Source organism: Mycobacterium sp. (genome assembly GCF_032159565.1).
Taxonomy (GTDB): Bacteria; Actinomycetota; Actinomycetes; order Mycobacteriales; family Mycobacteriaceae; genus Mycobacterium.
In genome coordinates this window covers 15,714-31,184 of sequence record NZ_JAVHWR010000152.1, presented here as the reverse complement: position 1 = coordinate 31,184, position 15,471 = coordinate 15,714, and the positions used below count along the sequence as shown (strand labels likewise).

Here is a 15,471-nt window from a genome sequence, read left to right as displayed (position 1 = left end):
ACCCGGCGCCGGCTGAGCCGGCAAGCACCTGAAGTCGGGGCCGGCGCACCGCAGTCAATAGAATGGCGCGGTGACCGCGCACGCGAGGAGCGAAGACAGCCGCGCCAGCTCCAAGCCATCAACCGACGCCCTGCCCAAGTCGTGGGATCCGGGCGCGGTGGAGAGCGAGCTCTACCAGGGCTGGGTCGACGCCGGTTACTTCAAGGCGGACCCGGCCAGCGACAAGCCGCCGTATTCGATTGTGCTGCCGCCGCCCAACGTCACCGGCAGCCTGCACATGGGTCATGCGCTCGACCACACGCTGATGGACGCGCTGACCCGGCGCAAACGGATGCAGGGCTACGAGGTGCTGTGGCTGCCGGGCATGGATCACGCGGGCATCGCCACGCAATCCGTGGTAGAAAAGCAGCTGGCCATCGAGGGCAAGACGAAGGCAGACCTCGGCCGCGAGCTGTTCATCGACAAGGTCTGGGACTGGAAGCAGGATTCGGGCGGCACGATCGGCGCCCAGATGCGTCGGCTCGGCGACGGCGTCGACTGGAGCCGCGACCGGTTCACGATGGACGACGGTCTGTCGCGTGCGGTGCGAACCATCTTCAAGCGGCTGTATGACGCCGGACTGATTTACCAGGCCGAACGCCTGGTGAACTGGTCGCCGGTGCTGGAGACGGCCATCTCGGACCTCGAGGTCTCCTACTCCGACGTCGAGGGCGAGCTGGTGTCGTTCCGCTACGGATCGCTCGACGACACCGAACCCCACATCGTGGTGGCCACCACCCGAGTCGAGACGATGCTCGGCGACACCGCGATCGCAGTGCATCCCGACGACGAGCGCTACCGCCACCTGGTCGGCACGACGTTGCCGCATCCGTTCGTGAACCGTCAGATGATCATCGTCGCCGACGAACACGTCGATCCCGAATTCGGCACCGGCGCAGTGAAAGTCACCCCCGCCCACGACCCGAATGACTTCGAGATCGGCTTGCGGCACAAGTTGCCGATGCCGACGATCATGGACGCCAAGGGTCGGATCGCCGACACCGATACCGAATTCGACGGCATGGATCGCTTAGACGCCCGCGTGGCGGTTCGCGAGGCGCTGGCCGCACAGGGCCGGGTCGTCGAGGAGAAGCGACCGTATCTTCACAGCGTCGGGCATTCCGAGCGCAGCGGGGAGCCCATCGAACCGCGGCTGTCGCTTCAGTGGTGGGTGAAGGTCGAGTCGTTGGCCTCGGCCGCAGGCGACGCGGTGCGCAACGGGCACACCGTGATTCATCCGGCGAGCCTGGAACCGCGGTGGTTCGCCTGGGTCGACAATATGCACGACTGGTGCATATCCCGGCAGCTGTGGTGGGGACACCGCATCCCGATCTGGCACGGCCCCAACGGCGAAACCGTCTGCGTCGGCCCGGACGAGACGCCACCCGAAGGCTGGGAACAGGACCCTGATGTGCTGGACACGTGGTTCTCCTCGGCGCTGTGGCCGTTCTCCACGATGGGCTGGCCCGCCCACACTCCGGAACTGGAGAAGTTCTATCCGACCAGCGTGCTCGTCACCGGCTACGACATCCTGTTCTTCTGGGTGGCGAGGATGATGATGTTCGGCCAGTTCGTCGCCGACGATCCCGCGATCACTCTGGACGGCAGGCGCGGTCCCCAGGTGCCGTTCGAGAACGTCTTCCTGCACGGCCTGATTCGCGACGAGTTCGGCCGCAAGATGAGTAAGTCGCGCGGCAACGGCATCGATCCCCTGGATTGGGTGGAGATGTTCGGCGCCGACGCGTTGCGATTCACCCTCGCCCGCGGCGCCAGCCCTGGCGGTGACCTGTCCATCGGGGAGGACCACGCCCGCGCGTCCCGGAACTTCGCCACCAAGCTGTTCAACGCCACCCGTTTCGCGCTGATGAACGGGGCCGCCCCAGCCCCGCTGCCCGATGCGGCCGAACTCACCGACGCCGACCGTTGGATCCTCGGACGAGCCGAAGAGGTTCGCGCCGAGGTCGATTCGGCGTTCGACAGCTACGAGTTCAGCCGCGCCTGCGAGGCGCTCTATCATTTCGCCTGGGACGAGTTCTGCGACTGGTACGTGGAGCTCGCGAAGGTTCAGCTCGCCGACGGAGTCAGCCACACAACGGCGGTGCTCGCCGAGGTGCTCGATACGCTGCTCAAGCTGTTGCATCCGGTGATGCCGTTCGTCACCGAGACGTTGTGGAAGGCACTGACCGGCGGCGAGTCCCTGGTCATCGCCCAGTGGCCGAGCCCGTCCGGTTTCGCGGTGGACCAGGTTGCCGCTCAGCGCATCACCGATATGCAAAAGCTGGTCACCGAGGTGCGGCGGTTCCGCAGCGACCAAGGGCTCGCCGACCGGCAGAAGGTGCCGGCACGGCTGACGGATGTCGCTGCGGCCGACCTCGACTCGCAGGTGCCTGCGGTCACGTCGCTGGCGTGGCTGACCCCGGCATCCGACGGTTTCTTTCCGACCGCCTCGGTGGAGGTGCGGCTGACGCACGGCACCGTCGTGGTCGAGTTGGATACGTCGGGAACCGTCGACGTCGCGGCAGAGCGCCGCCGGCTGGAGAAGGATCTGGCCGCCGCGGAGAAGGAACTCAAGGGCACCACCGCCAAGCTGGACAACGAAGCCTTTCTGGCCAAGGCGCCCGCCGACGTCGTCGACAAGATTCGCGGCCGCAGATCCTTGGCTCAGGAGGAAGTCGAGCGGATCAACTCGAGGCTGGCGTCTCTGCGATGACCAGTCCCGTCCCGACGCCGGACGAAATCGCCTCGCTGCTCCAGGTCGAGCACCTTCTCGACCAGCGCTGGCCGGAAACCAAGCTCGAACCGAGCACGGCCCGCATTTCGGCGCTGCTGGAACTGCTGGGCTCGCCGCAGCGCAGCTACCCGTCGATTCACATCGCCGGCACCAACGGTAAGACGTCGGTGGCCCGCATGGTCGATGCGCTGCTCAGCGCACTGCACCGGCGCACCGGTCGCACGACAAGCCCGCATCTGCAGTCGGCCGTTGAACGTATCGCGATCGACAACAAGCCGATCACCCCCGCGCAGTACGTGGCGACCTACGAAGAGATCGAACCGTTCGTCGAGTTGGTCGACAAACAATCCGAAGCGGCAGGCGGCCCCGCGATGAGCAAGTTCGAGGTCGTCACCGCGATGGCGTTCGCCGCGTTCGCCGACGCGCCGATCGACGTCGCCGTCGTCGAAGTCGGGATGGGCGGCCGCTGGGACGCCACCAACGTCGTCGACGCACCCGTCGCGGTGATCACCCCGATCGGTGTCGACCACACCGAATATCTGGGCACCGAGATCGCCCAAATCGCCGGGGAGAAGGCGGGAATCATCGCCAGGCAGAAGGAAGACCTGGTCCCGGTCGACACTGTTGCGGTGATCGGCAGGCAGGTGCCCGAGGCGATGGAGGTGGTGCTGGCCGAGGCGGTGCGCGCCGACGCGGCGGTCGCTCGCGAGGACTCCGAGTTCGCGGTGCTCGGCCGTCAAGTGGCGATCGGCGGCCAGATGCTCGAATTGCAAGGCCTCGGCGGCGTTTACTCAGAGATCTTCCTACCGCTGCACGGCGAACATCAGGCGCACAACGCCGTCGTCGCGCTGGCCGCCGTCGAGGCGTTCTTCGGTGCGGGAGCGGATCGCCAACTCGACATCGACGCGGTGCGGGCCGGGTTCGCGGCCGCCGCCAGCCCGGGCCGTCTGGAACGGATGCGCAGCGCGCCAACGGTTTTCATCGACGCGGCCCATAATCCGGCTGGCGCAGCGGCACTGGCGCAGACGCTGGCCGAGGAGTTCGACTTCCGCCTGCTCGTCGGGATCGTGTCGGTGATGGCCGACAAGGACGTCGACGGCATCCTCGCCGCGCTCGAGCCAGTGCTCGACCAGATCGTCGTCACCAACAACGGTTCACCGCGCGCGCTCGACGTGGAGGGCCTCACGGTGCGCGCCGAGGAGCGGTTCGGACCGGAGCGGGTGATCGCAGCGCCCAACCTGGCCGACGCGATCGAGACGGCGACCGCACTCGCCGAGGAGAGCGGCCACGAGGGCGAAGGCTTCTCCGGCAGCGGCATCGTCATCACCGGGTCGGTCGTCACCGCCGGCGCCGCCCGCACGCTGTTCGGTCGGGATCCACAATGAGCGACGACCCCCATCTGCCCCCCTCGAGTGCGGGACACCTGCCGCCGGATCCGTGGAAGAGCTTCCGCGGCGTGATGGCAGGCACGCTGATCCTCGAGGCCATCGTCGTGCTGCTCGCGCTGCCGGTCGTCGCAGTGGCCGACGGCAACCTCACCGCGGTCACCGGCACCTACCTGATCGGGCTGGCGGTGGTGCTGATCGCGCTGGCCGGACTGCAGGGCCGACCGTGGGCCATCTGGGTGAACCTCGCCATCCAGTTGGTTCTCATAGCCGGGTGGGCCGTGTCCGGAGCGGTCGGCTTCATCGGCCTGATCTTCACCGGCGTATGGCTGCTGATCCTCTACCTCCGCAGCGAAGTGAAGCGCCGTGAGGAGCGTGGCCTGCTGCCTGGCCAACAGCCACCGCACGAGTAATTACGGCGAACAAAATTGGGGTAGCGAACTACCCTGCACGACCGCCGTGGAAGTGCCATTGTTGTGCCAGCGGACCGCATGAATGCAATGCGCACGGGAAGCACAGATGAATAACCCACGGGATTTCGGCCGGCCGCCCCTCGATGGGGCGCCGACGATGGCCGCGCCGGTCGCTGGTCAGCGGCCTGGCACATGGCCTCAACAGGCGCCCTACGGCGACCCCGCTCCGTATCCGCCCCACGGCCAGCAGCCGCCGGACACGTACTACGCCCAGCAGCCGCCAACGAAGTTGCCGGTGTACAAGCGCCCCGGTGTCGTCTTCGGTGCCGCTGCAGTGGCCGCCGTGATAGCCGTCGGCGCCCTGTTGGCGACGTGGGTGTCGAAAGACAACGTGTCGACCACGCCGGTCAACAACACGGGCACGCCGACGCAGCAGGTTCTGGTCCCGCCGGCGCCTGCGCCGCCATCGGCGCCACCGCCTAGCCAGTCGGTGGTGGTGCAGCAGCCGGCACCGAGGTCGGTCCCTCGGCAGCAGGCGCCCGCGCCCCGAGTCGCGCCCTCGAATCCGTCGAATCCGCCGGCGGTCAGTCCCGCACCGGCATCTTCTCTACCTAATTCGCCTGTGCCCGAACTCATTCCGGAGCCTCAACAGAAGCAGGACCCGGAGCCGCAGCAGAAGCAGGATCCGCCGGACAAGTTCAATCCGGGCGATCCCGAGAACCCAACGCCGGACGACCTGCTGTGCCATCCGAACCCGCCGGGCTGCACAGGAGATCAGAAGGCGCCGGCACAGCAGCAACAGCCAGCGCCGTAGGACTTGGAGACATCTATGAACAATCCACGTGACTTCGATCCGACGCAGCAGCTTGGCGATCGAACACAGCAATTCGGAGATCGCACACAGCAACTCGGGGACCGCACGCAGCAGCTGGCGGATCAGACGAACCAATTGGCTCCGCCGACGGCGGCCACGCCGAGGATCTCCGCCGATTCCGCACAGGCGACTGCGTGGTCGGAAGAGGAACCTGGTTCCTACGGTGACCCCGGCGGTGCGTATTCGCCGTACGACCAGCAGGCGCAAGACCCCTACTACGACCAATCGCCGCAGTATTACGGCGAGCCGCAGTACTACGCCCAGCAGCCGGTTGCCGCGCCGCCGGTTGCGCCACCGCCGTGGTATCGGAAGCCGGGCGTCCTGTTCGGCGGCGCTGCCGGGGCGGCGCTAGTGGCGGTAGCTGCTCTCGTCGCGACATGGCAGACGGGTGGGGTGTCGACTACGCCGGCCAACACGACCGGCACGCCGTCTGGACAAGTGCAGGCTCCGTCGGCGCCTGCGTCACCAGTGCCTGCACCGGTCCCGGCGGCGCCACCGGCGCCGAGCCGGCCGGTGATCGTGCAGCAGCCTGCGCCCAGGAACGTGCCCGCCCCTCGCCTGGCGCCCAACAACCCGGCACCGCGGCAGGTGGTTCCGGTTGGTCCTGTGACACCCGACCCAATCCCGAATCCCAACCTGAATCCGGGTGAGAATACGAACCCGGGTGAGGCCAAGAAGGACGAAACCACGGGTGGCAATGGGACTGGCACTGGGACCGGCACGGGGACGGGGACAGACACGGGCACTGGAACCGGGACTGGGACAGGCCCAGGAACCGGGACTGGGACCGGAGCGGGCACAGGCACTGGGACCGGCGCGGGCACTGGAACCGAGGCAGGTACCGGTGCTGGTACCGGTACGGGGGCAGGGACCGGTACGGACGGCGGTGCCGGTACTCAAGGCGGCGCCGGTGAGGTCAAGTCGCCGCAAGACACTCTGTGCAGCCCGAAGCCGCCGCCCTGCTAGGGCAGCCGAGAAGCCCTGACGCGGTGGCGTCGCGGAGCAGATCGCTTTCGCAGGTACGCTGTCGGCCGTGACTGAGCGGACCCTGGTGTTGATCAAGCCCGATGGCGTCAAGCGGCGTCTGATAGGCGAGGTCGTGGGCCGGATCGAGCGAAAGGGCCTGTCGATTGCAGCCCTGGAGATGCGCGACGTCGGCGACGAGCTGGCCCGCAAGCATTACGCCGAGCACGACGGCAAACCGTTCTTCGACTCGCTGCTGGAATTCATCACGTCGGGTCCCGTGGTCGCGGCGATAGTCGAGGGCCCGCGGGCGATTGCGGCCTTCCGGCAGCTCGCCGGCGGCACCGACCCGGTGGAGAAGGCGGCGACCGGCTCAATCCGCGGTGACCTGGCACTTGTCACTCAGGAAAACATCGTGCACGGGTCGGATTCGCCCGAATCTGCTGCCCGCGAAATCGAGCTCTGGTTCCCCGGCCGATAGTGCAGTCGCCCAGCCTGGTCCGCTGGCGACCATTGATATGGGATACTGGCTACGGGTAGACGGCTGCACACCAGCGGCCGGATGCCCGAATGAAGACTTAGACGAGCGCGACCACCGCTCACCTGTGGTGTGGCGCCGACCGTCGCAGCCATCATTCAGCCAGGCACCGGGAGGGTTCCCAGCGAACCGCTCGGAGCGAGACCATAACAAGCTCGGGAGAAACCACCCGAGCCAATAGCGGAAGCCCTCGCGTGGCCGCGTCGACATGACGCGCCCGGGGGCTTGAGGAGAATACGTGGCCGACGATGCGCGTACAGAAGACCTATCGGAAGAGACTCAGGAGCCCGAGGCCCAGCCTGACGGGCTGACGGTCGTGGCGGAGGATCCGGACGGATCCGCCGAAGTCGTCGAGGATGACCAGGCGCAGCAAGACCAGGACGTCGACGCGGCCGAACCGGACTCTCGAACGATCCTCGAGACCACCGTCGTCGAAGCCACGGTGGAACGCGCCGAGTACATGCCGCTTTTCGTGGCGCCTCAACCCGTCGTCATCGATGCGGGCACCGATGATGACGATGACGATGATGACGACGACGACTCCGATGACGGTCCGGACTCGGATGAGGACCAGGCCGCACCCCCCAGCCGACGCCGTCGCCGCGGGCGCCGCGGACGTGGCCGCGGCCGCGGCGAGCAGAGCGGTGACGACGCAGGCGATGACTCCGACGATGGGCAGTCCGACGGCCAGGCCGACGACTCCTCCGACGAATCCGACGACGACAGTGGTGACGACGAAGCCGGCGCCGACAACGCCAACAGGCGCCGCCGTCGCAGGCGCCGCCGCAAGGGCGGCGGTGGAGACGACAGCGACGCTTCGCCCGACGATCCGCCGAACACCGTCGTCCATGAACGTGCCGGCCGCGAGAAGGAAAGGGACAAGGCCAAGGACAAAGACAGGGACGAAATCCAGGGGATTTCGGGCTCGACTCGGCTGGAGGCCAAGCGTCAGCGCCGCCGTGACGGCCGTGATGCAGGCCGGCGCAGGCCGCCGATTCTGAGCGAGGCCGAATTCCTGGCTCGTCGCGAGGCCGTCGAACGTGTGATGGTGGTGCAAGACAAAGTCCGCACCGAGCCGCCGCACGAGGGCGCGAGGTACACCCAGATCGCGGTGCTCGAAGACGGGGTGGTGGTCGAGCACTTCGTGACTTCGGCCGCCTCCGCATCCTTGGTGGGCAACATCTACCTGGGCATCGTGCAGAATGTGCTGCCCTCGATGGAGGCGGCGTTCGTCGACATCGGACGCGGCCGCAACGGCGTGCTCTACGCCGGTGAAGTGAACTGGGAGGCGGCGGGTCTCGGCGGCGCCAACCGCAAGATCGAGCAGGCCCTCAAGCCGGGCGACTATGTCGTCGTTCAGGTCAGCAAGGATCCGGTCGGGCACAAAGGCGCGCGACTGACCACACAGGTTTCGCTCGCAGGCCGCTATCTGGTGTATGTACCGGGTGCGTCGTCCACGGGCATCAGCCGCAAGCTGCCGGACACCGAACGCCAACGGCTCAAAGAGATTCTGCGCGAGGTGGTTCCCTCGGATGCCGGTGTGATCATCCGCACGGCCTCCGAGGGCGTCAAGGAAGACGACATTCGCGTCGACGTCAGCCGGCTGCAGGAGCGCTGGTCGCAGATCGAGACGAACGCGGCGGAGACCAAGAAGAAGGCCGCAGGCGCCGCGGTTGCGCTCTACGAAGAGCCCGATGTGCTCGTCAAGGTCATCCGCGACCTGTTCAACGAAGACTTCTCCGGTTTGATCGTGTCCGGCGACGAGGCCTGGGGCACCATCAATGATTACGTCAATTCTGTTGCGCCGGACCTTGTTCCACGATTGACCAAGTATGAAGTGGCCAGCAGTGACGGCCCTGACATCTTCGCGGTGCACCGCATCGACGAACAGCTCGCCAAGGCGATGGACCGGAAGGTGTGGTTGCCGTCGGGCGGCACGCTGGTCATCGATCGCACCGAGGCGATGACAGTCGTCGACGTCAACACCGGCAAGTTCACCGGCTCGGGCGGAAACCTCGAACAGACCGTCACCCGAAACAACCTGGAAGCCGCTGAGGAGATCGTGCGCCAACTGCGGCTGCGCGACATCGGCGGCATCATCGTCATCGACTTCATCGACATGGTGCTTGAGTCCAACCGCGATTTGGTGCTGCGCAGGCTCACCGAGGCCCTTGCCCGCGACCGCACCCGTCACCAGGTTTCCGAGGTGACCTCCCTGGGGCTGGTGCAGTTGACCCGAAAGCGGTTGGGCACCGGGCTGATCGAGGCCTTCTCGACGCCGTGCCCGCAGTGCGCGGGCCGGGGCATCCTGTTGCACGCCGATCCCATCGACTCGGCGGCGCCCAGCGGCCGCAAGTCGGAGTCCGGTCGGCGCGGCAAGCGCGGCAAGAAGGGCGGTCGGCCCGAGGAGGTGGCCGTGGCGAAGGTGCCCGCGCATCACGTCGGTGAGCACCCGATGTTCAAGGCGATGGCGGCCGCCAATGGCAAGCACGACGACGACGATCTGGACGAGCAGATCAAGGACGACGGGAAGAAGGCCGTCGAGGAAGTCGCCGAGGTCGACACCGAGACCATGAAACAAGCCGTCATCGACGCCGCCGACGAGGAACTCGAAGACGACGATCTGGACGAGGACTACGACGACGATTCCGACGATGAGGATTCGGACGACGACGACGTCGTCGACCTGGACGAAGACGACGATGAGGACGAACTCGACGATGACATCGAGGTGATCGACTCCGATGAGGACGACGACTCGGACGACGATGACGACTCGGACGACGACGACGACGACGATGACGATGACGATGACGAGGACGAGGACGACGACTCCGACGACGACGAATCGGACGACGACGAGGCCGCCGATGACGCTGCCGCAGCGACCGTTGGGGGCAGGCGACTGCGCCGCCGCGCCGCCGCACGACCGGCGGGTCCGCCGATCCACGACGATTGACCCATCGTGACCTGCGATGATTTGACCCTGAAGGCGCGCCTCACGTACCCTTGACCAGTTGTCCGTCGGCCCACGCCGATGACAGCGGGCCCACCGTGGTTCCGCACCCCAGACCCGCTCGCGTACCAACGGGTAGCGCGACGCCCAGAGAAGCACTCAGGAGCAGAGAACGATGGCGACGTACGCAATCGTCAAGACCGGCGGCAAGCAGTACAAGGTTGCCGTCGGTGACGTGGTCAAGGTCGAGAAGCTCGACGGCGACCCCGGGGCCAAGATCTCGCTGCCCGTCGCCCTCGTCGTCGACGGTGGCAAGGTCACCAGCGACGCCAAGGACCTGGAGAAGGTCGCCGTCACCGGCGAGGTGCTCGAGCACACCAAGGGTCCCAAGATCCGCATCCACAAGTTCAAGAACAAGACCGGCTATCACAAGCGTCAGGGTCACCGTCAGCAGCTGACGGTCCTCAAGGTCACCGGCATCAAGTGATGAGCCGTCGGGCGAAGAAACAAGCATCAGGCGGGAGTCGATAAATGGCACACAAGAAGGGCGCTTCCAGCTCACGCAACGGTCGTGACTCCGCCGCACAGCGGCTCGGCGTCAAGCGTTTCGGCGGCCAGGTCGTCAAGGCCGGCGAGATCATCGTCCGCCAGCGCGGCACCCACTTCCATCCCGGCGTCAACGTCGGCCGTGGCGGCGACGACACACTGTTCGCCAAGGCCGCCGGCGCCGTCACATTCGGCGTCAAGCGTGGCCGCAAGACGGTCAGCATCGTGGAGCCGACTCCGTCGGAGGCCTAGCACTCGCGTCGAGATCGACGTTTGGGCGCGGGTTTCTCGCACTTTTACGCCCAAATGTTCGTTTCGGCGAGAGGAGGAATAGCCGATGCCCCGGTTCGTCGACCGCGTCGTGATCCACGCGCGGGCGGGCAACGGCGGTCACGGCTGCGCCTCCGTCCACCGCGAGAAATTCAAACCCCTCGGCGGGCCCGACGGCGGTAACGGTGGGCGCGGCGGCAGCGTCGTGCTCGTGGTGGACCCGCAGGTGCACACCCTGCTGGACTTGCATTTCCATCCGCACGTCGTCGCCCCATCGGGCAAGCAGGGCGCGGGCAGCAATCGCGACGGCGCCGCTGGTGGTGACCTGGAAGTGAAGGTCCCCGACGGCACCGTCGTCCTCGATGAGAAGGGCAGGCTGCTGGCCGACCTTGTCGGCGCGGGCACCCGTTTCGACGCCGCCGCGGGCGGACGGGGAGGCCTCGGTAATGCAGCACTTGCCTCGCGGGCCCGCAAGGCCCCCGGTTTCGCACTGCTGGGTGAGAACGGCCAGGCCCGCGACCTCACGCTCGAGCTCAAGACCGTCGCCGATATCGGCCTCATCGGCTTCCCGTCGGCAGGCAAATCGTCCCTGGTGTCGGCCATCTCGGCGGCCAAACCGAAGATCGCGGACTATCCGTTCACCACGCTGACCCCGAACCTCGGCGTCGTCTCCGCAGGGGAGAACACGTTCACCGTCGCCGATGTGCCAGGGTTGATCCCCGGCGCCTCCGAGGGGCGCGGCCTTGGCCTGGAGTTTCTGCGGCACATCGAGCGATGTGCGGTGCTGGTGCATGTCGTCGACTGCGCCACCCTCGAGCCGGGCCGCGACCCGGTCTCCGATATCGACGCGCTGGAAGCCGAACTCGCCGCGTACACGCCCACCCTGCAAGGTGATTCGACGCTCGGAGATCTGGCCGAACGGCCGCGGGCGGTGGTGCTCAACAAGATCGACGTGCCCGAGGCCCGCGAACTGGCCGACTTCCTCCGCGAGGAGATCGAGCGGCGCTACGGCTGGCCGGTGTTCGAAGTCTCGACTGTCAGCCGGGAAGGCCTGCGGCCGTTGACGTTCGCGCTGTGGGATCTGGTGTCGAGCTATCGGGCCGCGCAGCCCGAGCTTGTGCCGCGGCGCCCGGTGATCCGGCCGATACCGGTCGACGAGAGCGGTTTCACCGTCGAATCGGACGGCGACGGCGGCTTCCTGGTCCACGGTATCCGGCCCGAACGTTGGGTAGCGCAAACCGATTTCACCAACGACGAGGCAGTCGGCTATCTCGGCGACCGGTTGGCGCGCCTCGGCGTCGAAGACGAGTTGTTGCGGCAGGGGGCGAAACCGGGCTGCGCGGTGACCATCGGTGACATGACGTTCGACTGGGAGCCGCAGACACCCGCAGGCGTCGACGTGCCGATGTCGGGCCGCGGCACCGATGCGCGGCTGGACCAGACCGACCGGGTGGGCGCCGATGAACGCAAACGGGCCCGCAAGCAACGTCGCGAGCAGCAGCCGTGAGCGCGCACCGCGACGCCGTCAGGAACGCACGCAGCGTCGTCGTCAAGATCGGCACCACCGCGTTGACGACGCCGTCCGGTGTGTTCGACGCGGCACGGCTGGCCACACTGGCCGACGCCATCGAAGCGCGGATGAAGGCCGGCTCCGATGTCGTGATCGTCTCGTCGGGTGCCATCGCCGCCGGCATCGAACCACTGCGGCTGACCAAGCGGCCAGCCGACCTGGCCACCAAGCAGGCCGCGGCCAGCGTCGGCCAGGTGGCGCTGATCAACTCGTGGAGCACCGCGTTCGCCCGCTACAACCGAACCGTCGGGCAGGTGCTGCTGACCGCGCACGACATCTCGATGCGGGTGCAGCACACGAACGCTCAGCGCACGCTCGACCGGTTGCGTGCGCTGCACGCGGTCGCGATCGTCAACGAGAACGACACCGTCGCCACCAATGAGATCCGGTTCGGCGACAACGACCGCCTCTCTGCGCTGGTTGCCCACCTCATCGGGGCCGATGCCCTTGTCCTGCTGTCGGACATCGACGGCCTGTACGAGGGTGATCCCCGTAAGGCACCCGACGACGATCCGGCCCGGTTCATCCCCGAGGTTGCCGGCCCCGCCGATCTCGACGGTGTGATCGCGGGGCGTGGCAGCCACCTGGGCACCGGCGGGATGGCGTCGAAGCTGTCCGCTGCGCTGCTGGCCTCCGATGCAGGTGTGCCGGTTCTGCTCGCCGCCGCCTCCGATGCCGCCACCGCGCTGGTCGACGCGTCGGTTGGCACGGTGTTCGCGCCCCGGCCAGAACGCATGTCGGCGCGCCGCTTCTGGGTGCGTTATGCCGCGGAGTCGGCGGGCACGCTGACGCTCGACGACGGCGCGGTCCGCGCGGTGGTGAAGCAACGCCGGTCACTGCTGCCCGCAGGTATCACGGCTGTAGCGGGGCGTTTCCACGGCGGCGATGTCGTCGAACTGCGCGCGCCCGACGAGACCATGGTGGCCCGCGGCGTGGTGGCCTACGATGCCGCCGAGCTGACGACGATGCTCGGCCGGTCGACGTCTGATCTACCCGCCGAAATGCGCCGTCCTGCGGTGCATGCCGACGACCTCGTCGCCGTCTGAAATCACGAGGTGAGTTTCGAGATCGCGGACTTGATGCGGTCCGCGCGGTGTGCCGCCGCTTCGACGGGGTCGTCATCGGACGGCCGCACCTTCACGCCGTGGCTGCGGGCGGTCACCTGCAGGCATTCGCGCACCGCCGGGTCGGACAGCACTAGCGCGGCCAGCACGCCCGGAGAGAGTTCCTTGCCGCGCAGCATGCCGCGGTAGTGCACCTCCGCCGGTATGCGCACGTCCAGCGGGCCGTTTTCGAGTTGCTGTCCGGCCACCGCGACCAAGGCGGTCAGCACTGTGGCTCCCAGCGCGTCGAGCAGCAGTCCGCGGCCGGGGAAGCGAGGCAACGGCAGCTTGCCGACCTGCTTGTCGATCGCGTCGGAAAGCAGATAGCCGACCAGGTTGCGGGTGCGGATATCGGTGACGTCCGACCACTCCACGTCGTCGCCGTCGAACTCGACGGACTGTCCGCTCAGCGCCACGCCGCCGAAGTGGTTGAGCAGCCGAACGACGCGGCGTATCGGCTCCGGCGCACTGACCGTATCCGCGACGACGTCGCCGATGCTCAACGACCAACGCTCTTCGGCGGGACAGGACTTCGGCCGCAACCGGTTCAAGAGCGACAGTGGCGGTATGTTCACGCCGACGTCATGATCGGGAGTTCGTCGGCGAGCAGCGCGAGCATGGGGGAGCAGCCGACGTCGATCTTCACGGCCGCCAGGTCGTCGCCGCGGGTGGGACCACGGTTGATGATCGCGACGGGAACTCCGTGTGACGCGGCGTGACGCACGAAGCGGAAGCCGGAGAACACCGTCAACGACGAACCGGCCACCAGCAGCGCGTCGGCCTCGTCGACCATTGCAAACGCCTGTGCGACACGGTCTTTCGGGACGCTCTCGCCGAAGTAGACGATGTTGGGCTTGAGCATGCCACCGCAGTTGGTGCAGTCGATGATCGTGAACGACGATGTGTCGCCGACGATCGCGTCGGCATCGGGTGCGACCGCGATGCCACCGACTGCCTCGGCGCGCTCGACGAATCCGGGATTGTCCGCCTCGAGCATCTCCGCCAGGGCGGCGCGGCTCATCGTGTGGCCGCAGTTCAGGCAGATCACCTCGGCGTAGGTGCCGTGCAGGTTGACGACGTTGCGGCTACCGGCCTTCGTGTGCAGCAGGTCGACGTTCTGGGTGATGACGCCCGAGACCACACCGGCGTGCTCGAGCGCCGCCAGCGCGCGGTGGCCGGCGTTGGGCAGGGTGTCGTCCATGTGCCGCCAGCCGACGTGGTTGCGGGCCCAGTACCGCTGCCGAAACAGCGGGTCGGAGGTGAACTGCCGGATCGTCATCGGGTTGCTCGGCGGCGAGTCCGGTCCGCGGTAGTCCGGAATTCCGGAGTCGGTGGACATACCCGCGCCGGTGAGCACCGCTACCCGCCGTCCCCGCATCAGGGCGACGAGTTCGGGGGCTTCCACCCCATCGAGGGTAGGCGATCGGACTTCCCTGGTCGTGTTGTAGCTGATGCCGGCAGCAGAATTCGGCTCAGTTGGCCGGCGCGCCCAGCCCCGGCTTTTCGCGTCAAGCCGAGGTCACCAGCAGAAGTCCCCGTGGATCAGTGCAGGCACTCGTCCGCCGACACGATTTCGGCGCGCATGTTCTCCGACATCATCCGCAGCGCCGCCTTGCCGAGTTCGGCGTCGATGTGGGCGACGCCGTCATGCGGCACGATCATTTCGAAGTGGCGCACATAGGCGTCGAGCGCGGTGTAAAGAATGCACTGCTCGGTGACCTGCCCGGTGAGTATCACCCGCTTGGTCCCGAGTTGAGTCAGCAAGTACGCCAGTGAAGTGGCGTAGAAGGCGCTGTGGCGGACCTTCTGCAGGAACCGGATGTCGTCATCCGGGACAATCGGCTTCACCAGGTCCGGACGTTCGCCTTCGAGCGCCTGGCGGACGAGGTCGTCGCGGCTGGCGGTGAAGTCGCCGTAGTTGTCGTTGATATAGATGAGGTCGACGTCGTCGCGTTTCTTCGTCCTGGCGATCAACCCGGCGATGGGCTCAACGACTTCGGCGACGCTCGGCACCAACTTTTCGGCATCCTTATGGCGGTAGGAGTTGAGCATGTCGACGACGAGCACTGCAGTGTCACTCACG

The 15,471-nt window shown here is 67.1% G+C and carries 13 protein-coding genes; 10 read left to right on the top strand and 3 right to left on the bottom strand.

Going from position 1 to position 15,471, the window contains the following annotated elements:
• Positions 1–70: 70 nt before the first annotated feature.
• The 10 genes from QOC76_RS20535 to proB all read left to right on the top strand — a co-directional run bounded on the left by QOC76_RS20535 (position 71) and on the right by proB (position 13,331).
• The gene (locus tag QOC76_RS20535) at positions 71–2,749 is read left to right on the top strand and encodes a valine--tRNA ligase (RefSeq protein ID WP_526359791.1); all 2,679 of its coding nucleotides are present in this window, start codon (positions 71–73) and stop codon (positions 2,747–2,749) included.
• The gene (gene folC / locus QOC76_RS20530; protein ID WP_526359789.1) at positions 2,746–4,155 is read left to right on the top strand and encodes a bifunctional tetrahydrofolate synthase/dihydrofolate synthase; all 1,410 of its coding nucleotides are present in this window, start codon (positions 2,746–2,748) and stop codon (positions 4,153–4,155) included. The genes QOC76_RS20535 and folC overlap by 4 nt, the downstream gene beginning before the upstream one ends.
• Complete coding sequence (locus tag QOC76_RS20525) at positions 4,152–4,568, top strand: DUF4233 domain-containing protein (RefSeq protein ID WP_526359787.1); 417 nt, start codon at positions 4,152–4,154, stop codon at positions 4,566–4,568. The genes folC and QOC76_RS20525 overlap by 4 nt, the downstream gene beginning before the upstream one ends.
• A gap of 106 nt (positions 4,569–4,674) precedes the next feature.
• Positions 4,675–5,382: a hypothetical protein gene (locus QOC76_RS20520; RefSeq protein ID WP_526359785.1), complete on the top strand. Its 708-nt coding sequence runs from the start codon at positions 4,675–4,677 to the stop codon at positions 5,380–5,382.
• Positions 5,383–6,475: 1,093 nt separating this feature from the next.
• The gene (ndk, locus tag QOC76_RS20515; protein WP_526359783.1) at positions 6,476–6,886 is read left to right on the top strand and encodes a nucleoside-diphosphate kinase; all 411 of its coding nucleotides are present in this window, start codon (positions 6,476–6,478) and stop codon (positions 6,884–6,886) included.
• Positions 6,887–7,181: 295 nt separating this feature from the next.
• Positions 7,182–9,902, top strand: coding sequence for a ribonuclease E (rne, locus tag QOC76_RS20510; RefSeq protein WP_526359781.1), 2,721 nt, complete (start codon positions 7,182–7,184; stop codon positions 9,900–9,902).
• A gap of 172 nt (positions 9,903–10,074) precedes the next feature.
• The gene (gene rplU / locus QOC76_RS20505) at positions 10,075–10,386 is read left to right on the top strand and encodes a 50S ribosomal protein L21 (RefSeq protein ID WP_526359779.1); all 312 of its coding nucleotides are present in this window, start codon (positions 10,075–10,077) and stop codon (positions 10,384–10,386) included.
• Positions 10,387–10,430: 44 nt separating this feature from the next.
• Entirely contained in the window at positions 10,431–10,697 is a 267-nt protein-coding gene (gene rpmA / locus QOC76_RS20500; RefSeq protein WP_526359777.1) for a 50S ribosomal protein L27, read from the top strand.
• A gap of 85 nt (positions 10,698–10,782) precedes the next feature.
• Positions 10,783–12,222, top strand: coding sequence for a GTPase ObgE (gene obgE, locus QOC76_RS20495; protein ID WP_526359775.1), 1,440 nt, complete (start codon positions 10,783–10,785; stop codon positions 12,220–12,222).
• Positions 12,219–13,331 carry a glutamate 5-kinase gene (proB, locus tag QOC76_RS20490; protein WP_526359773.1) on the top strand — a complete coding sequence of 371 codons (1,113 nt, stop codon included), beginning with the start codon at positions 12,219–12,221 and terminating at the stop codon, positions 13,329–13,331. Before obgE ends, proB begins: the two co-directional genes overlap by 4 nt.
• A gap of 2 nt (positions 13,332–13,333) precedes the next feature.
• On the opposite strand, the gene QOC76_RS20485 is transcribed toward proB, so the two are convergent.
• From QOC76_RS20485 to QOC76_RS20475, 3 genes are all read right to left on the bottom strand, one after another.
• On the bottom strand, positions 13,334–13,963 hold the full coding sequence (locus QOC76_RS20485) for a hypothetical protein (protein ID WP_526359771.1): 630 nt from the start codon (positions 13,961–13,963) through the stop codon (positions 13,334–13,336).
• Complete coding sequence (locus tag QOC76_RS20480) at positions 13,960–14,793, bottom strand: NAD-dependent protein deacetylase (protein WP_526359769.1); 834 nt, start codon at positions 14,791–14,793, stop codon at positions 13,960–13,962. The genes QOC76_RS20485 and QOC76_RS20480 overlap by 4 nt, the downstream gene beginning before the upstream one ends.
• A gap of 137 nt (positions 14,794–14,930) precedes the next feature.
• Complete coding sequence (locus tag QOC76_RS20475) at positions 14,931–15,470, bottom strand: cysteine hydrolase family protein (protein ID WP_526359767.1); 540 nt, start codon at positions 15,468–15,470, stop codon at positions 14,931–14,933.
• Position 15,471: the final 1 nt, after the last annotated feature.

Coding starts and splice junctions, on each gene's coding strand:
- folC (WP_526359789.1), top strand. CDS start 2,746: ATGACCAGTCCCGTCCCGACGCCGGACGAAATCGCCTCGCTGCTCCAG.
- QOC76_RS20525 (WP_526359787.1), top strand. CDS start 4,152: ATGAGCGACGACCCCCATCTGCCCCCCTCGAGTGCGGGACACCTGCCG.
- QOC76_RS20520 (WP_526359785.1), top strand. CDS start 4,675: ATGAATAACCCACGGGATTTCGGCCGGCCGCCCCTCGATGGGGCGCCG.
- rplU (WP_526359779.1), top strand. CDS start 10,075: ATGGCGACGTACGCAATCGTCAAGACCGGCGGCAAGCAGTACAAGGTT.
- rpmA (WP_526359777.1), top strand. CDS start 10,431: ATGGCACACAAGAAGGGCGCTTCCAGCTCACGCAACGGTCGTGACTCC.
- obgE (WP_526359775.1), top strand. CDS start 10,783: ATGCCCCGGTTCGTCGACCGCGTCGTGATCCACGCGCGGGCGGGCAAC.